14 protein-coding genes and 1 pseudogene are annotated in these 19,264 nt (G+C 68.0%); 12 read left to right on the plus strand and 3 right to left on the minus strand.

All coding sequences use genetic code 11. From position 1 onward, the window contains the following. Positions 1–454: 454 nt before the first annotated feature. The 8 genes from ACZ7IB_RS45950 (at position 455) to ACZ7IB_RS45985 (ending at position 8,377) form a co-directional block, all read left to right on the plus strand. Positions 455–1,525 (plus strand): protein kinase family protein, encoded by a 1,071-nt coding sequence (locus ACZ7IB_RS45950; RefSeq protein ID WP_470921120.1) that lies wholly within the window; start codon positions 455–457, stop codon positions 1,523–1,525. A gap of 91 nt (positions 1,526–1,616) precedes the next feature. After that, entirely contained in the window at positions 1,617–2,723 is a 1,107-nt protein-coding gene (locus ACZ7IB_RS45955; RefSeq protein WP_470921104.1) for an IS630 family transposase, read from the plus strand. A gap of 10 nt (positions 2,724–2,733) precedes the next feature. Next, the gene (locus ACZ7IB_RS45960; RefSeq protein ID WP_470921105.1) at positions 2,734–3,300 is read left to right on the plus strand and encodes a hypothetical protein; all 567 of its coding nucleotides are present in this window, start codon (positions 2,734–2,736) and stop codon (positions 3,298–3,300) included. A gap of 902 nt (positions 3,301–4,202) precedes the next feature. Continuing rightward, entirely contained in the window at positions 4,203–4,343 is a 141-nt protein-coding gene (locus ACZ7IB_RS45965; RefSeq protein ID WP_470921107.1) for a hypothetical protein, read from the plus strand. A 70-nt stretch (positions 4,344–4,413) separates the two neighbouring features. After that, positions 4,414–4,539, plus strand: a complete 126-nt coding sequence (locus ACZ7IB_RS45970) for a hypothetical protein (protein WP_256223277.1) — start codon at positions 4,414–4,416, stop codon at positions 4,537–4,539. Positions 4,540–4,598: 59 nt separating this feature from the next. Then, positions 4,599–6,506, plus strand: coding sequence for a RiPP maturation radical SAM C-methyltransferase (locus tag ACZ7IB_RS45975; protein ID WP_470921108.1), 1,908 nt, complete (start codon positions 4,599–4,601; stop codon positions 6,504–6,506). Beyond that, positions 6,503–7,087: a DUF5825 family protein gene (locus ACZ7IB_RS45980; RefSeq protein ID WP_470921110.1), complete on the plus strand. Its 585-nt coding sequence runs from the start codon at positions 6,503–6,505 to the stop codon at positions 7,085–7,087. The genes ACZ7IB_RS45975 and ACZ7IB_RS45980 overlap by 4 nt, the downstream gene beginning before the upstream one ends. A 3-nt stretch (positions 7,088–7,090) precedes the next feature. Further along, positions 7,091–8,377: an MFS transporter gene (locus ACZ7IB_RS45985; protein WP_470921111.1), complete on the plus strand. Its 1,287-nt coding sequence runs from the start codon at positions 7,091–7,093 to the stop codon at positions 8,375–8,377. Between the two features lie 4 nt (positions 8,378–8,381). Here ACZ7IB_RS45985 and ACZ7IB_RS45990 read toward each other — a convergent pair. The 3 genes and pseudogenes from ACZ7IB_RS45990 to ACZ7IB_RS46000 all read right to left on the minus strand — a co-directional run. Continuing rightward, positions 8,382–8,630 (minus strand): annotated as a pseudogene (locus ACZ7IB_RS45990) (YciI family protein); the annotation flags it as partial. A 159-nt stretch (positions 8,631–8,789) separates the two neighbouring features. After that, a complete protein-coding gene (locus ACZ7IB_RS45995; protein ID WP_470921113.1) occupies positions 8,790–9,782 on the minus strand; it encodes a helix-turn-helix transcriptional regulator in 993 nt (330 codons plus the stop codon). A 137-nt stretch (positions 9,783–9,919) separates the two neighbouring features. Then, on the minus strand, positions 9,920–13,654 hold the full coding sequence (locus ACZ7IB_RS46000) for a S8 family peptidase (protein ID WP_470921114.1): 3,735 nt from the start codon (positions 13,652–13,654) through the stop codon (positions 9,920–9,922). Between the two features lie 879 nt (positions 13,655–14,533). Between ACZ7IB_RS46000 and ACZ7IB_RS46005 the strand changes: the two genes are divergently transcribed. From ACZ7IB_RS46005 to ACZ7IB_RS46020, 4 genes are read left to right on the plus strand one after another with little or no spacing between them, the layout of a single operon-like run. After that, positions 14,534–15,319 carry a DUF6202 family protein gene (locus tag ACZ7IB_RS46005; RefSeq protein WP_470921115.1) on the plus strand — a complete coding sequence of 262 codons (786 nt, stop codon included), beginning with the start codon at positions 14,534–14,536 and terminating at the stop codon, positions 15,317–15,319. 25 nt (positions 15,320–15,344) lie between these two features. Further along, positions 15,345–16,442, plus strand: a complete 1,098-nt coding sequence (locus tag ACZ7IB_RS46010; protein WP_470921117.1) for a DUF6421 family protein — start codon at positions 15,345–15,347, stop codon at positions 16,440–16,442. After that, positions 16,439–17,278, plus strand: coding sequence for a PhzF family phenazine biosynthesis protein (locus ACZ7IB_RS46015; RefSeq protein WP_470921118.1), 840 nt, complete (start codon positions 16,439–16,441; stop codon positions 17,276–17,278). Before ACZ7IB_RS46010 ends, ACZ7IB_RS46015 begins: the two co-directional genes overlap by 4 nt. Before the next feature lies 1 nt (position 17,279). Next, the gene (locus tag ACZ7IB_RS46020) at positions 17,280–18,281 is read left to right on the plus strand and encodes a proline racemase family protein (RefSeq protein ID WP_470921119.1); all 1,002 of its coding nucleotides are present in this window, start codon (positions 17,280–17,282) and stop codon (positions 18,279–18,281) included. Positions 18,282–19,264: the final 983 nt, after the last annotated feature.

The following is a 19,264-nucleotide window of genomic DNA, read 5'->3' on the forward strand; positions in this document are numbered from 1 at the left end:
CGATCCGAAAACCGCTCGCCCCCCACCGACTTCACCTGTCCCGGCCTTGGCACACCCAACACAACGAGCCGACACCCTCAAAGTCACCGGTATTGCCACTAAGTGGTCGGCTCCGGAAGTTCTTCGGGGGTTGGCCCCGGGCCTGACGGGTGTGTTCACCGGTCAGCGGCGAAGGACAGTGCGATGAAGCTCGACCACTGCGAGACAGCCCAGTTCCGAGCCGCTGAGCAGTGGTGGTTTGCCGAGGCATCGCGTTCGCCCGATCTCGTTGTCATCTTCACGTACAGTGCAGCCGAAAGGGGGGTTCGGATCTGTGTTCGCAAAACGGATCCTGGATGCCCGCTGCAGGTGCCAAGAGTCGAACCGCAGGGCTGTGCGTCGCGCGCTCGTGCTCGTCGGAGACGCCCTCAGAGAGGTTGATGCCCACGTGGAGGCAGTCGTCGAGAGCGTTGACATGTCGCGCGATGCGCGTCTGGCGGCTCACAGTGCCGTCTCCACAGCACTGGCCCTGTGCAGTGATCTTGAACTGCGCGACCTCGTGGATGCGGCTGAGCCAATGGGATCCGGTATCGGCGGGACATCGGCGCTGCTGGACATCGGCGGGACCCCGGTCTTCGTCAAGCGGGTGCCGCTGAGCGATCTGGAAAGGCAGCCGGAGAACGTCCGGTCCACGGCGAACCTCTTCGAGCTACCTGCCTTCTCCCATTTCGGTGTCGGGGTCATCGGGGGGCCGGGCTTTGGGGCCTGGAGGGAGCTGGCCGTGCACACCATGACGACGAACTGGGTGCTCGCACAGGACTATGAGGGCTTCCCATTGATGTACCACTGGCGGGTCCTGCCGCACCCTGGGCAGTCGCTTCCCGAGGAACTGGCCGACGTGGAGAAGGCTGTCACCTACTGGGGAGGCGGATCGGAGGTGCGCCGCCGGATCGAGGCTGTGCGAGATTCCTCGGCGAGCATCGCACTGTTCCTGGAGTACATCCCGCAGAACCTGCACGACTGGCTGGGCGCTCAGGTCAAAGCCGGTGACGAGGCGGCCGAGAGGGCCTGCGCCATGGTCGTGCGGCAACTGCAGGCTGGGACCTCGTTCATGAACGCCCGCGGTCTCCTGCACTTCGATGCCCACTTCCAGAACATCCTGACCGACGGTGAGCGTCTGTTCTTTGCGGACTACGGCCTCGCGATCTCCTCCCGGTTCGACCTGTCCAAGGAAGAAGCTGACTTTTTCGCCGAGCACCAGACCTATGACCGATGCTACTCCGTCACACATCTGGTGATCTGGCTCATCACCGCCCTGTACGGGTACAAGGGGGAAGAGCGCAATGCGTTCATACGCGCATGCGCCCAAGCGGAGCACCCGAAGGGAATTCCGCCGCAGGTCGCGGCGATCCTCACTCACCACGCGCCGCTCGCCGCGGTGATGACGGACTTCTACGGCAAGTTCCAACTGGAGAGCAGGCAGACCCCGTATCCGATGGAGGAGATCGGCCGGATCGGCGGGTTGGGCAGCTCGTCCATCGTCTGACGGACCTGGGCGGCCATCAGACGTCAGCGTCGGACCGGATGCGGCAGGCTATGGCCGCCCTGATCTACTTCTGCCGATCGGCCTGCCTGCCTTGCCTGTTGCCACCGCGCGCCCAATAGTCCTGACCGCCGCCGAGCGGCACCGACTGAAGAAGGCCGCATACGGTCACAGGACCGAGTACCGGGACCGGGTGCGGGCGCGGATCGTGCTCCTGGCGGCTCGGAGCAGGTCCAACGCGCGTATTGCCGTCGAGGCGGGAGTGCACGTCGACACCGTGCGCACATGGCGAGGTCGGTTCGCCGACCTGGGTCTGCGCGGCCTGCTCGACCGTCAGCGCACTGGCCGGCCCCCCGTCTTCACACCCCTGCAGGCCGCGCAGGTCAAAGCGTTGGCCTGCCAGCTTCCCGCTGAGACCGGCGCGCCGCTGTCGCGCTGGTCGTGCCCGGAACTGGCCCGCGAGGCCATGTCGCGGGGCATCGCCGCGTCGGTGTCCGCCTCCACCGTGCGCCGCTGGCTCGACCAGGACGCGATCAAACCCTGGCAGCACCGTTCCTGGATCTTCATCACCGACCCAGACTTCCGACCCAAAGCGGCCCGCGTCCTGGACCTCCACGCCCACAGCTGGGACGGCGAGCCGCTCGACGCGGACGAATACGTCATCAGCGCGGACGAGAAGACCTCCATTCAGGCCCGCTGCCGTTGCCACCCCACGCTCGCCCCGGGCCAGGCAAGAGCGATGCGGGTGAACCACACCTACGGCCGCGGCGGGGCACTGGCCTACCTGGCCGCCTACGACGTCCACCGCGCGAAGGTGTCCGGCCGCACCGAACCCAGGACCGGCATCGACCCGTTCATGAACCTGGTCGCCCAGGTCATGACTCAGGAGCCGTACGCCAGCGCGAAGCGCGTGTTCTGGATCGTGGACAACGGCTCGTCCCACCGCGGGCAGAAGGCCGCCGCCCGGATACTTTGCGGAGAGCCCTCTCAACGGGATCAGATGGAACGCCGCTGTCAACGAGGTGGTAGACCCTGCAGCGGTTCCCAACCCAGCGCAGCTTGCCCGGCTTCTTGCCTCGGTGGCTGCACAACCAGGTCGTGGTCCTCACCTGGAGGCGTTTTTCGGCTGCATGTACTACGCAGCCATGCGACCGGCAGAAGTTATCCATCTTGGCAGGTCGCAGTGCCACTTGCCCGATGAGGGATGGGGGATGCTCAATCTGTCCGGTGGCGTTGTCACTGCGGGCAAGGAATGGAGCGACGACGGTGCGGTCTACGAGGTGCACGCCCTCAAGCGACGAGCGGCTACTGCCACGCGAGCAGTACCTATCCCTCCGCAGTTCGTCCGCACGCTACGCGCGCACATCGAGCGCTTCGGCGTGGCAACGGACGGGCGGTTGTTCCGGAATGAGGCAGGGAACTACGTGGACGCTGCTGCGTACGGCGTGACGTGGTCGCGAGCCCGGAAGCACGTCTTCACCCGGGTCGAACTGGCCTCCGGCCTGGCCAAGCGGCCCTATGACCTGCGACACGCTGGAATCTCCTTCTGGCTTTACTCGGGTGTGGATCCCGCGGAGTGTGCTCGTCGAGCGGGCCAGAGCATCGAGGTGCTGTTCCGCTTCTACGCCAAGTTCCTCGACGGCCTCCAGGAGCACGCCAACCCGCCTCATCGAACAGTCGATGAAGGAGTGGGACCGCGTCAGTCGAGGCGAAGCTCCGCTCAAGTGAGCCATCTTGGACCGGGAATAGACCGGAACACCTGGTCGGCAGCGGGATAGCTGTGGGAGGTACTGGGAGTTTCCACGTGAATCACTCTTGGTTGTTTCCGAATCGAGCGACAGGTGCCTGACCGATGAAAGCCCAGGTCAGGCACCTTTTCTCATGCCTCTAGAAGAAGCCGAGCTTCTTCGGCGAGTACGACACCAGGAGGTTCTTCGTCTGCTGGTGGTACAGCGCAAGCAGCTCGCTGAGCCGCGAATATGGCAGCCGTGGGGACCTTGCCGGGACCGCTGGCCCGGGAATGGTCCGGATCTTGACTGATGCAGACCTTGGGGCTGCGGCTCTGTTGGATTGGCCGTAGCCGCCCGCTCCGAGCTGACGGTCTCACCTGGCACAGGTAGTCAGAACCGTCTTCCGGCGTCCGCGTGGTCCAGGTCGGTAGCGTTTGGCCTGGTCAGGTCCTTGTGGTGCGGCTGCGTCGCCCCTGCCGGTGACACGTATGTGACCGCTGTGACTGATGTGGACCCCTGCCGGCTTGTTCCGGCGGGGGTCTCTGCGTTCGGGGATGGGCCCTGTTAAGCGATGGTCGATGAGGTTTGCTCTGCTCCGGTTCGCTGTTCCGGACTGCGAGGCGCGCGTGGCTGTAGCGACGCAGCACGGAGCGGGGCACAGGGCCAACGTTCAGCGGTGACGCAAGAGCCTGGTAAGCAGGGCGCGGACCCTGAACGCGTGCCATGCGGGTTAGCGCCCCCGCATCAGGAGGTGAAGGAGTGTCACCACGGCATCACCGACGACGAGGGCGGTGCCAAACGACGGGTGCTCGAAGGCGACGTACACGGTGCCGCAACCAACGAGCATGAGCAGTACGGTCCGTTGATCTAACTGCCTGTTCATTCGCGAGGCCCTCTTTGCATCTACGCCGTCATGGCTGTCACACAGCCCCTATGAGCGGGGTCCTGGCGTGACCGCGCAGATCAACCGGTCGGTGAAGGTGACCGTGGGCCTGACCGGCGTTGCCACCCTCACGACCGAGGGGCATGAGCAGGGCGACGCCGAATACCCCAAAGTCGCTCTCGGTGATCCCGTGCTGCACGGCCTCTGACGGGCGGGCCGCTCCGCCGTCGGGGTCCTTGTGGGGCGCATGTGATGCCTTATAAGGTGAACTGCTTTGTGTGGCACGTGAGTTCGAGGTCGTCGACCAGGGGAGAGTCGTGGAGATCAAAAAGGTAGTGATCCGCGAAGAGGAGCGCACGAACCGCAAGCCTGCCGTCATGGAGAAGCGCCCGCCGACCCGCTGACCGGGCGGGACCGTGAGCGCGAGCGGGATGTCGAGGGGACGGTGACGGGGGAGAGTGGTGTGCGCGTACAGCTGGTGACCATGCCGTGGCACCCGATCGATCTGCCCTCTCTCCAAGTGGGCTTGCTGCACCAGCTGTTGCGGCAGGTCCGCCCGGACGACGATGTGCGTGAGTTCCACGGCTCGCTGCGCTGGGCGGAGTTCCTCCTCGAGCGGTCTGGCGGGCGGCTGCGCCCCGGTGACTACGAGGCGATCGGCAGCGATTCGATCTTCGACGGCCTCGGTGACTGGGTCTTCTCGGGTGTGCTGTACGAGGACGAGAGCTGGGGCGTCGCCCGGCTGAAGGAGTACGCCGCACGTCGCGGCCTCTGCATCGACACCGCCTCCGACATGCGGGTCCACGCGGCCGAGTTCATCGCCGAGTGCGCGACGGAAGTGCTCGCCCAGGAACCGGACGTCGTCGGGTTCACCAGCACGTTCATGCAGAACGTGCCCTCGCTCGCGCTGGCCAGGGAGCTCAAGCGCCGCCGTCCAGGGCTCACCGTCGTCTTCGGCGGCAGCAACTGCGACGGCCCGATGGGGCACGCCCTGCACCGCAACCATCCCTTCGTCGACCACGTGGTGCGCGGCGAGGGCGAGTACGGCTTCCCGGCGCTCCTGCGCCACCTGGACGCCGACACGCCACCCGCCGACGTACCGGGCCTGTGCTGGTGGGAAGGGCAGACGGACGGCCGGGTCTCGCGGGCGAACACCGAGTCCCGGCGCACCGTGGCGCCCTCCGACATCCCCGCGCCCGACTACGACCAGTGGCAGGCAGCCCTCGACGCATCCCCCGTCCTCGAATACGTCTACCCGAAGCTGGTGGTCGAGGGGGCACGCGGCTGCTGGTGGGGCGAGAAGCACCACTGCACCTTCTGCGGGCTCAACGGCTCCTCCATGGCGTTCCGCGCCAAGTCGGGCGAGCAGCTGTGGAGCGAGATCGACCACCTCGTACGACGGCACCGCATCCTCGACGTCGTCACCGTCGACAACATCATCGACATGGCGTACTTCAAGGACTTCCTGCCCCTCGCCGCCGAGAGCGGCTGGGACCTGCGGATGCACTACGAGGTCAAGTCCAACCTCAACCGTGAACAGATCGCCCTCCTCGGGCGGGCCGGAGCCGTGCTCATCCAGCCCGGTATCGAAAGCCTGAGCAACCGGGTCCTCGACCTCATGGACAAGGGCGTCAGCGGCGCCCGCAACGTCCGCACACTCCGTGAGTGCGAGAACCACGCGCTGACCGTCACCTGGAACTACCTGTACGGCTTCCCGGGCGAGACCGTCGAGGACTACGCCCCGGTCGTCGACCAGCTGCCCGCGCTCGTCCACCTGCAGCCCCCGGGCGGCGCCCACCGCATCCAACTGGAGCGGTTCAGCCCGAACTTCACGGACCCGGGGTTCGGCTTCGGCAAGCGGCGCCCAGCCGAGATGTACCACCATGTCTACGAGCTGCCCGAGTCCGAACTCACCGACCTCGTCTACCTGTTCGCGACGGACGACGCGGGCATCGGTGGAGAGACCGAGAGCCGGCTCAAGCGGGCCGTCGCGGCATGGCGCGACGGACATCACGGATCGAGTCTGGTGATGGAGGAAGCGGAGCCGGAGGACGGCGTGGACGTACTGCTCGTACACGACCGGCGCCACGGCTGGCCCCGCCGCACCCACCGGCTGACCGGCTGGCAGGCGCAAGCGCTGCGCCGCCTCGAGGACGGGCGGACGGAGCCCGCGCTGCACCGGCTGCTGACCGGCGACGGACACGACATCCCGGCCGAGGAGCTGTGCGGGTGGATCCAGCAGGCTCAGGCGACGGGGCTGGTGTTCCGCGACGGGCGGACGTACGTGTCCCTGCCCACGTGGGACGTACCGGACCGCATCGACCCCGACCCGGCTCCGCAATCCACGGACCGTCAGGAGGTGGCCGGATGACCGGGCTTCCCGCGACCGTCCCTCACCGCGTGATCGGCCGACAGGTCCACGTGGACGTGCCGCTGTGCCTGGGCGGGGCGGGGCGCGAGACGGCGGTGGCGGTCCAGTTCCTGCGCGAGTGCCAGAGCCAACGGTTCCGTACGCACTGGGAGATCGCCTACGAAGACCGGGCGCGAGGCGACGACCCGCTTGACACGCATGACGCCCCGTACGTACGGATGCTGCACCACCTCCCACCACCCGTCGAACGGGTCTACGAACCAGGTGAGTTGGGGGCCTGGCGCACCTCGTACGCCGCCTTCCCCGTCGGCATGCTCTACCACCGCCGCGGCCCGGACTTCATCACCGTCATGGACCGCAGAGAGCGGCCCGCCTCGGCGAGGTTCACCCTCGACCACCCGGATCTGCTCGCCACCTTCGCCACGGTCCAGGAGCCCACGGCGCTCGGTGAACTCGACGCCGTGCAGCGGGAGGCCGTCGACCTGCTCGCGGCCGAGCGGCTCGCTCTCGTCGCCGACGGTTGGGCGGTGGCCCTGCCGCCGCGGCTGCACCGCTGGCCCGTTCCCTGCACGGGGATCTGAGGGTTGGGCGCGTCACGGGCCGACGGGACGGTCCCCCTGCGTCGCCACCGTCCCTTCGTGCTGCTGTGCGGCGAGCAGGTCGCCAGCTCCGTCGGGCGGCAGATCACCGCTCTCGCACTGACCCTGCTGGCCGTGACCGACCTCGGCGCGGGGCCGTTCGGGGCGGCCGCGCTGCTGGCGCTGACCTATCTGCCCGGCGCCGTGCTGAGCCCGCTGGCCGGAGCGATCGTCGACCGGATCAGGCTGCGCCGCCTCCTCGTGTGGGTGACCACCCTGCAGACCCTGGTCGTCGGCTCGATCCCGTTGGCCGGCGCGGTGGGGCATGTCACCCTGGCGCACCTGTACGTGGTCGCAGGCGTCTCGGGCACCCTGACCTTCACACTCTCCGTCGCGCTCCAGGCAGCGCTGCCGCGCGTCGTCGGACCGGAGCGGCTCCTCGCCGCCAACTCGGCCCTGACCGCGGCCCGTACGAGCGGACAGGTCGGCGGGCCCGCGCTCGGCGGTGTCATGGTCGGGCTCCTCGGCGCCGACGCGGCGCTCCTCGCGGGCAGTGCGGCCTACGCGATCGAGGCGCTCTTTCTGTTCGCGCTGCCCGCCGCGCTGAACGCGCTGACAGGCTCGCGGGAGCCCGCCCGCGCGAAGTCCCTGGCCGGCTCGCTGCGTACGGGACTCGCGGTGGTGCGCGCCGAGCGCCGGCTGCGCCGCATGGTCCTGGCGGGCGCTGGACTCAACCTCGGCAGCGGTGCGGCGGCCGCCCTCTACGTCTTCTACGCAACCCGCTATCTTGCCCTGCCCGCCTGGCAGTTGGGCACGACGTACGCCGCCTACAGCGCGGCCACCCTGGCGGGCGCCCTGCTCGCCGGACGCTTCTCCAGGGCCTCGGGGCTGTGGCGGGCCACGCAGATCTTCGGACTCGCGGCAGGCGCTGCCGTGTTCCTGATCCCGGCCGCGTCGCTGGGCCTCGCCTTCCCCGTGCTGTTCGCGTACCAGGTCTGCTACGGCCTCTCCGGCACCGTATGGATGATCTCCATGACGACCACGCAGCAACTGGTCACCCCTGACGGCATGCAGGGCCGCGTCGCGGGACTCGTGCAGGCGGTGCTGCTCACGACGGTGCCGGTCGGAGCCCTTGCGGGGGGCGCGCTGGCCGCCTGGCTCGGCATCGTACCCATGCTCATGGGCGCGGCGGCCGTGACCCTGCTCTCCGCGGCGACCCTTTGGGCACCCACGGGGGCGGGCGTCACGGTGCCGGAGCGGGCCCTGGACGCGGAGGCGGAGAGCCGCCGCTAGTCATTCACGACGGCCTCCCGCCTAACTGCCAGTTGTGGACCTCGATATGGGCATACGCGTCCGAGATGAGGACGCCGCGAGCCGTCTCCGGGTCCGGCGCCCGGAGCAGGGCCGCCGTCCCGAGCCAGGCGCCGCCGTCGTCGGACAACAGCGGCCCGAACGCGCTCAGTTCGTCCCGGTCGCGCGGCACGCCCAGGTCGGCGCCCGGTTCCGTACCGAGGTCCATCACCAGGTACTGGTTGTCACCCTCCCGGCGGGCCCGCGGGCGGGCAACGACGTCACCGCGACCTGCCCAGAACTGCAGGCACTGGGCGGCACTCGTGGTTCTCGTTACCGAGGACGGCGATGAAGCTGTTGCCGTCAGCGTCCGTGCCGAGTCTGAAGCAGTCGCATTTCTGAACGGCTAGGAACGTTACTGTGGCTCTACCCAGCCGTGTCGGACGGCGTAACCGCCAAGCTGCATCCGGGTCCGAACTCCGGCCATGTCCATGAGGTGGCGCAGGCGTCGGTGCAGCGTGCGCGGTGACAGACCAAGCTGTTTCGCGGCCGTCGGGTCGGTCATACCGGCCAGTAGTAGCGCGAGGATCCTTCGGTCGAGGTCGGTCGGACCTTCCGCACCGAGTTCGACGGTGGTTTCGGCTTCTCCGCCGGTGCCCGACAGCTCGAGCGGGTGGGCGGTGCGCCATACCGTCTCGAACAGCGCGTCCAACGCATCCAACAGGCCGCTGCGGTGCAGCAGCACGGCGCCGGGCTCTCCGGCTGGGGTGACCGCGAGCGGGACAAGGCCGAGGTCGGCGTCGGCCAGCACGAGTTTCATCGGCAGTTGGTCGGCGACACGCAGTTGCACGCCGTTGCGCAGTGAATCGATCGCATCGGTGATGATGCCCGGCTCTGCCAGCACCGCCCGGTCCAGTACCGCCCTGAAGTGCACGCCGCGGCCGATGGCCGCGGGTTCGGCCGTGTTCTCGTCGGGCGGCACGGCGAGGAACGGCGCGGTGATGAAGGAGCGGACCTGCGTGCAGGCTGCCTGCTGCACCTGTAGGAAGCGGTGACGGATGGCGTCGACGCCCGTGACGACCTCGATCAGATCGCTGATGCTGTTCCCGGTCATCGCCGCCCGGTGTTCCTCGGCGAAGGTCACCAGTGCCTGCTCAGCCATCCGCAGCCCGTCCCGGCGCTGGCTGATGAGAGCGCCGAGCGCCATGGCCGGCGGCGCGGCGGTGAACTGCTCATCCGCCGACCTGATCACCAGTCCCCACTCGACCAGGCGGGACAAGGCCTCGTCCACGTCGGCTTGCGTTACGACGAGCAGATCCGACAGCAGCATTGCGGTGGAGCTCGGCCGTCCGAGGAGCGCCCGGTAGACGCGCTCGTCATCGGGTTCGAGGCCCAGAACATCCAGCATCGGCGACCGACTCTCTTCCACTTGCCGCAGCGGGGAGAGTATGCGCCATGGCGGCAGACCCTGAATAGTCCCTGCTGGGAACAGGCGTGACGGGAAGGGCCCCTGGGAGTAGCCTCCCCGGGGCCCAACAGTGCGGTTCATCGCAGGCCGTACGCCCGGATGATCTCGTTCTTGACGCTGAAGCCGCGGTCCGTCGCGGCGCTCGCGCGGACCGAGACGAAGCCGCCGGGCTTCTTCGCCGTCCTGAACGAACCCGTCCAGTAGCCGTCGGCGCCCTTGGCCAGGGTCGCCTTCTGCCAGGTGGCGCCGTCGTCGTACGAGACGTCCAGCTTCACCGTGGTGACTTTGCCCGGCACGGTGCCGCCGTCCATCGACACCGGCTTGAGCGCGATCTTCTGGGTCGCATGGGACTTGACGTCGCCGTGCAGGTCCGACTCCAGTTTGTAGTCCAGGTTCAGCACCGAGAACGGCTCGAAGGAGTCCGAGTCAACGGTGTCGGACATGAACGTCCACTCTGTGTGGGTGCGCGTCGACAGCCGGAACACGTCACTGGGCCGCTCCACGTCGAGGACGGCGCGGTAGGGCAGGTTACCCGCCGGCACCTCCTGCCACTGCATGTCTCCGCTGTCCGGGTTGTCGTGGACCAGCGTGTTGCCCTGGAAGATCTGCAGGTGGGACGGCGTCTCACCCCACGGCAGGTAGCCGCCCAGCCGCATGTTGTCGCTGGCGGAGGCCCACGCCTGCACATTCCAGGTCATGTAGTTCTGCCAGCGGGAGTTGTACACACCGAAGGACTCGCTCTGGGCGGGCCGGGTCGCCGGAGCGAACCAGTCCAGACGGGTGGTGCTGCCCTTGGCATACGTGTTGTCGCCCGACACCATCGACCACGGCAGGGCTCCGTCGACGCCCTGCGTGTGGAACTCCCTCCAGACCTGGCCCGGGGTCACCCATTCGGTGCGGGTACCCGGGTGCCACTCGACCTCGGGGAGGTTGAACGACGGGCTGAGGGTGAAGTCGGACCGGTAACCTTCCGCCAACTTGCCCTCCGTGGCCGAGTAGTAGCGGGCATCGATCCGGGCGAGGTCACCCTTGGTCGGCTTGTAGACCAGGGCTCGGTCCGGCACCTGGCCGGGGTAGTCCCGGGTCAGGTCGTAGACGAACGGCGTGTACTCGGTCTGCTGTGCGGTCAGCTTCAGGATGCCGGCCTTGGCCATCGAGACAAGGGTCTTGCCCGCGTCGCGGTGCACGGTGGCGACCGGGATGGCCGACTCGCCGACGTACTCCATCAGGGCACCGACACCGTCGTTGACCACGATCAGCGCCTTCGCGCCAGCCGCCACCGCGGCCTCGGCGCGCTCCTGCGGCGAGACCTCGTCGCTGCGCTCGATGACGACGACCTTGCCCTTGGCCCTGACCTTCTCGTATGCGGCCGCCACGCCGTTGCCCGCGTAGACGGCGTCCAGCTTGTCCGTGGCGGTGCCCAGGGCGCTGCCGGCCTGCACCAGTGCCTCGAAGCGGAGCCGACCGCCCAACGTGCTCAGGCTGAGCGTCGGTTCGCCCTTACGCCAGCGGGTGGTCAGTATGAACTCGCCCTGCTTCATCGGCTTCGTCGGCGCGACGTAGACGTCGTCGTATGTCGGCGGCAGCACGTACGCGCTGCGGTAGTCCATGAATGGGTCGAGGCCCTTGTAGTGGACGTTGAAGTCGACCTTGCGCTGGCGGTCTTCGGTGCGCTGCGGCGCCTCGGTCTGCAGCAGGTGTGCCTTGCTCGCGTCCAGCACTACGTTCGCGGAGCCGTCCTTGAGCACGGTCTCCGGGTCGACCAGCACCGCCAGACCCGAGCGGTCCGCCTTCTCGCCGGCCACGTCGAGGTACCCCGCGACGGTGTACAGGCCGGGTGCCATGCGCATGGTGGTCGAGCCGTCGACGTAGACCGACCACGGCGAGACGTCGCCGGCCAGGTTGATTCCGACCCAGCCGGCGGCGGGCTTGCCGTCCCGGCCGACCAGCTTGATGTTCAGGTCGTAGCGCTCCTCCTCCTTGAGCAGCGCCACGGACGTGCGGGTCACCGGCTTTCCGGTGGCCGTGTCGTTGGCTATCACGTAGCCGACGTGCCGGCCTGCCGAGGCGGTTTGCGGGTCACCGGTCACCGGGACGGCGGCGGTGCCGCCCGCCGGGACGGTCACCGTGGTGGCTCCCAGCGCGAACGGGCCGCCGTCGTCGGTCAGCGCCAGCTTCAGCGTGACGTCGGCGGAACCGGTGTTGGTGAAGGTCAGGTCCTTCGTGACGGCGACGTCGCTCGGCTCGTGCGGCCATGTGTAGTTACCGAAGAAGAGCGATCCGGTGCCGCGGACCGTGGTGCGCACGGCGGCGGCCACGTCGAGACGGCCGGTGCCGACCTCGTACGGCGAGTACCCGTCGTCCAGGCCCTTCGCGGTGCTCATCAGGTGTTCCTTGAGCTGCGCGCCGGTCCAGTCCGGGTGCTGCTGGGCCAGGATCGCCGCCGCGCCGACCACGTGCGGGGTGGCCATGGAGGTGCCGCTGAGGATGCGGTAAAGGCCCTCATCACCGTCGGTCATCTCCTGCGAGCGGGCCGCGGTGATGTCCACGCCGGGCGCCGCGATGTCCGGCTTCATGCCGCCGGAGTAGGCCAGCGGGCCGGTGCTGGAGAAGGATGCGAGCTGGTCCTGCTTGTCCGTGGCGGCCACGGTCAGCGCCGAGGCGGCCGCGCCCGGGGCGGAGATGCTCTCCGGGCCCGCGTTGCCGGCGGCGATGACGAACAGAGTGCCGTACTGCTTGGACAGCGCGTCGACCGTCTGCGACATCGGGTCGCTGCCGTCCGTCGGGTAGGAGTCGCCGAGGCTCATGTTGACGACGTCCGCACCGGACTCGGCGGCCCACTGCATGCCGGCCATGACCCAGGAGTCCTGGCCGTAGCCCTCCGCGCCGCCGAGCACCTTGCCGACGAACAGGTCGGCGCCAGGGGCGACGCCCTTGTTGTCGCCTCCGGAGGCGACGCCCGAACCGACGATCGTGCTGGCCACATGCGTGCCGTGCCCGTTGACGTCGGTGATGGCCTCACCCGGCACGAAGCTGGTTGTGCCGTCGATCAAACCGGCGAAGTCGGGGTGGTTGACGTCGATGCCGGTGTCGAGCACCGCGACCTTGACGCCCTTGCCGGTGTACCCGGCCGCCCAGGCCTCGGGCGCGCCGATCAGCGGCACGCTCTCCTTCAGGTTGACCTTCACGCGACCGTCGAGCCACAGCTTCGACACACCCGCGCCCAACGTCGCGCTGCCCTGCGGCGCAACGGTGGTCCAGAAGGTGCGGGCCTGCCGCTTCTCGGTGCTGAGTGCGGCACCGTGGATGCCCTTGAGCTTGCGGGTCAGCTTGCTGCCGCGGGGGGCCGTCGGCTCGACGGCCAAGCGAGACTTCGGCTGGGCGTACGCCGCGATCAGCGGCACCGCGGCCGACTTCGCGTCGTCGTAGCCCATCTCGATCAGGTCGGTGACGTTGAACAGCCGCCGGTCCAGCTTGTCCGTGCCCAGCAGCGGCGCAGCCTCGTCCGGGATGACGAACAGGTCACCCTTGATCTCCTGGATCTTCACGCCGCCGACGGCGCTGTCCGGCCGGTCGACGTCGGCGGTCTGCTTGCCGTCGGCCATCGTGGTGACCGTGACGACGTCGCCGGTGACCAGGGTGACCTTGTGGGTCGCCGAGGGCTTGCCGGGAACAGTGGGCTTGCTCGGAGCGGCTTGTGCGGGCGCTTGCAGAACTGCTAGCCCCGACGCCAGCAGCGGCACCGCGGTGGCGGCGGAGATCAGCTGCCAGCGTCTGCGCCGAAAGGCGGAAGTCAGTGAGGGAGAGAACATGCCATGGGTCTATCGGCCAGTAACGCCGACGTGAAGGCCTGATGAAGGCAAGTCCTTGCCATGGCACGGACTTGCCAGCCGTGGACCGCGTGAATCCGGGCAAGATCACACTTTCCACACGTGGGTATTCAGTCAGCGGTTACAGCGCGAAGCCCTTGGCGACCGCTCGCCGCCCGGTGACGGCCTTGACTCCACCAGGCCCCGTCTGGAGCGTGATCAATGCTGTCGGTTCGCGGTCGGCGTGGCCTCCGGGCTGGTGGAACGTCTGCCTGGCGCGACGTGAACTCAGCGATGCTGACTGGGGGTTGATTCAGCTTTCTCTGCCGGTGGGGCGCTACGGCCCGTAACCACAGCACCTGCGCGAGCAGTCCTGTCTGCCCGCACGGGGGCAGCGCACGGTCCGGCTGACTCCGGTGGAACGACGGGGCGGCACCAAGATCGCCGTACTGCGCACCGGTGAGACGACCGCGTACGTTGCCGAGTCACGCCGCGCCGAGGGCAACTACGAGGCCGCCTGTTCCATGGGCGTCCTGATCTACCGAGTCGACTCGGCGGCCCGGACCGGCGAGGGGCCGGTGAGGATCGTGAACCCGGACCCGGCCGCCGCCCCGCCGGAAGGCTGCACCCAGCTGGACTGGCCGCGTACAGGCCGGGCCAGACCTTCACCGATCCCGATAGGGGCACCCGCATCGAGGTCCTCGCGGGCGGCGGGGGCGGGGACACGGTGCGGATCAGCAAGGGGTGACCGTCGGCCGCTTCGCCGAAGTCCGGTCGTGGCGAAGGGGATTGAGGCTGTCCGCAGTTTTCCCGAAAGCCGTTGACGGCCCGCCTGAGTGGTACATAGCCTGTGACATGTGAAATTTTACTAGGGGGCGTGTCGTGCCTATTGGTGAACAGCTTGACGAGCGGGTGACCGCGGTGGTGCAAGCGGCGGGGTTGGTAAGACCGGCGAACCGGTTCTTCGCGGCAGCGGGGGCTGTTGACGCGGTCGCGGTTGCGGACGCGCTGGCCGTGGCACGGCAGTGGGAGGTGATGACCAAGACCTTCATGTTCACGACGATCTCGGGGCTGGGCGCGGCGGCGCGGCACTTCGCGTCCCAGGAGGCTCCGGGGCGGGAGGCGCTGGCGGCCTTCCAGACGGCCTACCGCGTAATCGGCGACGACCTGGACAACCTGGCCGACGACTTCAGTGCGGTGGCGCCCCTTGGAGCGGCAGGGATCCACTACCTGTGGTGGGCGGACTCGATCGTCGGGCCGCTGGCGGAAGCGGCCGGCGAGGGAGTGACGCGGGAACTGCCGGCGGGCGTCGCCAAGCTGCTGCGGGCGATGGAGTCACTGGCCGATCACCGATTGGGTGCGGCGGTACAGCTACGGGTCGTGGAGGCCACGGCGTTGGACATCGCCGTCGCGTTCCGGCGCATGTACGGCAAGGTGCGGGTCGACGGGCAGAAGCTCTTCGCGGCGTCCGACGCCCTGGTGTGGATCGACGCGCACATCAAGGCCGAGACGAGTCATGCCAAGTCGGTCAGCGACGAGGAGACGGGCATGACCGCCCTGGTCGAGAGCGAAGAGGACGCCGAAGAGTTGATGCTGCTCGCCACGGATTACGCGGCCCACTGGGCCGGTGCGCTCGACGACTTCGCCGATCAGATATGCGCGGGCTGATCCAGGGGAAGGACGCACAGAGCCAGTGAACGACGTCATTGACGCGGTCAACGTACTGCGCGGCTCGGTTCGGCGCGACGAACGGCGGGACGAAGCGTCCCTCAAGCGCCTGGCCCAGGGACTGCTCACATCGCCCGTGCTCCGGAAGGTGCCCATCGTCCAGGTGTTCGCCGAGGACGCCCTGACGTTTGCCGAGGATCCCCGGCTGCTTCGGACCAAGCACATCAACACTCGGGTGGACAACCACATCTTCTCGCTGTTCGACGCGTCCTACTTCCCGACGCTGTCCCTGGACTTCCTGTCCTACCGGACGTCGCCCACCGACACGTATCTGGACGCCAGATACCCCAGCCCGACCATGCCGGTGACGATCGAGCGGATGTCGAAAGGCTTCGAGGCCCGGCCCGTCGTGGCGCTCTTCCCCGAGAACCACATCGACGGCCGCCAGGAGAACGGGGACCTGGTCTTCTATTTCATCGACAAGTTCGCCGAACGGCATCTGCGCCTGACCCGGCTTCTGGTGCATAACGTCATGGCGGAGGGATCGTTCCCGCTGGTCGAAGCCGCAGGGCCGGAAGACATCGCGCAGGCGTCGTCCTGGTGGGTACGGCTGCACGAATACCACCACCGGCAGGGCGACATGCCGATTCCCGACTTCCTCCCGGTGAAGAAGCTGAAGCCACTGGCCGGACTGGAGGAACTGCGGGTCGACGTGTCCGCGATGCTCGCCTGCCTCCATGACTCCGCGCTGCCCGAGCGCGGCGCGCGACTCACGTATGAGTACGTCCTCTCCGAACGGCTGCTCCGCTATGCGGTCGAGGGGATACCCAGGCCCAACTACGACGCGGTCGCGTCCCAGTTGCTTTTCAACTACCTGATCGCCGCGGACGGCATCCGGCTGCACAACGGCCTGATCCACCTCCGCCCCGGTCTGCCGTCCGTGCTCGCCGAATTCCTGGGCGAGATCCAGGCGATCGAACGGCACATCCACAGCGAACCCGTGGAACAGGTCCAGGAGCGGCTGCTGCGATTCACCAACCAGTACACCGACTACGACGAGAAGGCGAAGGACTACCAGCACATCCCCTTCTTCGCCGAGGCCAAGCGGAAGTTGGGCGTATGAGCCTGATCAGTATTCCGATCTTCCAGGTCGACGCCTTCACCGACCGTGTTCTGTGGGGGAACCCGGCGGCCGTCTGCCCGCTCGAAGCATGGCTTCCCGAGCCCGTCATGCAGGCCATCGCCCTGGAGAACAACCTTCCGGAAACGGCCTTCATCGTCAGGAACGGGGACGCCTACGACCTGCGCTGGTTCACCCCGGCCACCGAGGTGGACCTGTGCGGACACGCCACGTTGGGCGCAGCATACGTCGTACTGACGCATCTGGAGCTGGGCTGGGACGAGGTGACTTTCCACTCGGCCAGTGGACCGCTCGTGGTCGCCCGGCACGGGGACATGTTCGGCCTGACGTTCCCCGCCCTCGAATTCTCTCCGGTGGAACCGCCGGTGGACCTGCTGCGGGGGCTGGGCGCGGTTGCGCCCTCAGCCGTCTACCGGTCCATGGACTATGTCGCGGTCTACGACAGTGAGGCGCAGGTCCGCTCGGTGGTGCCGGACCTCGTCGCACTCGCCGCGCTGGACCTGCGTGGCGTGGTCATCACCGCGCCGGGTGCCGAAGCGGACTTCTGCTCGCGGTTCTTCGGGCCGAAGCTGTCCATCCCGGAAGACCCGATCACCGGGTCGGCGCACTGCGCGCTCGTCCCGTACTGGGCACAGCGGCTGGGGAAGTCCCGGATGCGCGCCCACCAGTTCTCGCCGCGGCTGGGCCAGACCCTCACGATCAGCCTCGACTGCGGCCTCGACGGCGACCGGGTCGCCCTGTCCGGCGCTGCCAGACCGTACATGACCGGGACGATCCACCTGTCCGACGACGACCTTGACCAGAGCCGAGAGGGATGACGTGCGCACCAATCGAATCTTCCATGCGGTGGACTCCCACACCGAAGGCATGCCCACCCGTGTGATCACTGGGGGGATCGGGGTGATCCCCGGAGCGACGATGGCGGAACGCCGGATCCACTTCCGCGAGAACCTCGACCACATCAGGACCCTGCTGGTGACCGAGCCCAGGGGCCACGCGTCGATGAGCGGAGCAATCCTCCAGCCGCCGACCCGGCCCGACGCGGACTGGGGTGTGCTGTTCATCGAGGTGTCCGGCTATCTTCCGATGTGCGGGCACGGCACGATCGGAGTCGCGACCGTTCTGGTGGAGACGGGCATGGTCACCGTGACCGAGCCGGTCACGACGGTGCGCCTGGAGACCCCGGCCGGTCTGGTCGTCGTCGATGTGGCGGTATCGGACGGGGTCGCACGGCACGTCACCTTCCGGAACGTGCCGGCGTTCTCCGAGAGGCTGGACGCCGAGCTCGAGGTCCCGGGGTTCGGCTCCGTCCGCTACGACCTGGCCTACGGCGGCAACTTCTACGCGATTGTGCAACTCGACGACTACGGGCTGCCGTTCGACCGGAAGGCCAAGGAACAGATCACGGCCGCGGGGCTGGCCACCATGCAGGCGATCAACGCCGCCGATGAGCCGGTGCACCCCGAGGATTCCCGGATCCGGGGCGTTCGGCACGTGTACTTCGCCGCGCCGGGGTCCGACGCGGCGCACTCACGCCACGCCATGTCCATCTACCCCGGATGGTTCGACCGCTCACCGTGCGGCACCGGCACCAGCGCGAGGATGGCGCAGCTGCACGCCCGCGGCGAGCTGGAAATCGGCGCGGATTTCGTCAACGAGTCCTTCATCGGCTCGAAGTTCACCGGCCGCCTCGTCGAGGAGACGACCGTCGCGGGCCGCAGCGCCGTCGTGCCGACGGTCACCGGACGGGCCTGGATCACCGGCACCGCACAGTACTTCCTGTCTCCCAACGACCCCTTCCCTGCGGGTTTCGAGCTCTGATCGCCCCCCGCATTCGTACGACATTCGCACGCTTGTTCGCTCTCAAGCTCCTTGGACACCTGAACGGGTACTCCGCCGGTGTGGTCGCCGGTCGACACCATGACGACGACGACGTGCCCTCGTCTGCTGGGTCAGACGGATTAGCGATCACCGTGAAGTCCCAGGTTGCTGCGCCGGGGACGTCCGAGCCGGCATCCAGGCGCCGCAGGACGAACGTCGGCTGTCGCAGCAGTACTCCGCACTTGTGCCCGGATCGCCATCGTCTTCTGTCCCACGATCCGCCAGGGTGGCTCTGGGCGTGTGTGGTGAACGTCGGAAAAGAGTTGGTCCCGCAGTTCCGAGTACTTGGCGGCTGTCTGGGCGAAGGCCTTTGTGTCCTCGGCCAGTTGACGTCTGGTGTCGCAACTGTCGAGCAGGCCACCCAGCGAGTGAAGTCGGTCCCGGATCCATGGCTTGAGGAAGCGTTCAAGGGCACCCAGCCGGTAGGCGTCCTCGGCAGACTCAGCAACCAACAGCGCACCACGCGCCAAAGCCTGATATCTGTCTGCGAGATCCATCAGCTCCCCTCCCCGAGACGACAATCACCTCTCACCGTATCGATCAACAAACCGACAGCGAAGGCTGATCGGACAGAAAGCGACGGTTCGTTGCAGTGACCCGTTCCCGGCACCCTTGGTGACAAGCAGCGCGCCGATCTTGTGACGCACACTGCGCCGCGGGACTCCGCTGCGCATTTCGCTGGGGCGTGCGGGATGACCGTGCCGGGAGCCAGCAGCTGCGAGGTGGCGGTGGGGTGTCAGGTTTCCCGGTGCTCGCTCAAAACAGTTCTAGGTCCTCGCCGCTGGTGTCCGCGATGACTGGCCGGAACTGGGCAGGGAGGCCGTCCAGGCGGTCAGGACCGGCCGCGGCGGCCACGGCAGGGGCCGTCTCGGCCAACCAGGCACGAAACCGCTCGGCGGCTTCGCGGTAGGGGACTCGCGCCA

This window comes from Streptomyces sp. NPDC037301 (genome assembly GCF_055602785.1).

Coding starts and splice junctions, on each gene's coding strand:
- ACZ7IB_RS46015 (WP_470921118.1), top strand. CDS start 16,439: ATGAGCCTGATCAGTATTCCGATCTTCCAGGTCGACGCCTTCACCGAC.
- ACZ7IB_RS45995 (WP_470921113.1), bottom strand. CDS start 9,782: ATGCTGGATGTTCTGGGCCTCGAACCCGATGACGAGCGCGTCTACCGG.
- ACZ7IB_RS45950 (WP_470921120.1), top strand. CDS start 455: ATGTCGCGCGATGCGCGTCTGGCGGCTCACAGTGCCGTCTCCACAGCA.
- ACZ7IB_RS46000 (WP_470921114.1), bottom strand. CDS start 13,654: ATGTTCTCTCCCTCACTGACTTCCGCCTTTCGGCGCAGACGCTGGCAG.
- ACZ7IB_RS45960 (WP_470921105.1), top strand. CDS start 2,734: ATGCTCAATCTGTCCGGTGGCGTTGTCACTGCGGGCAAGGAATGGAGC.
- ACZ7IB_RS45980 (WP_470921110.1), top strand. CDS start 6,503: ATGACCGGGCTTCCCGCGACCGTCCCTCACCGCGTGATCGGCCGACAG.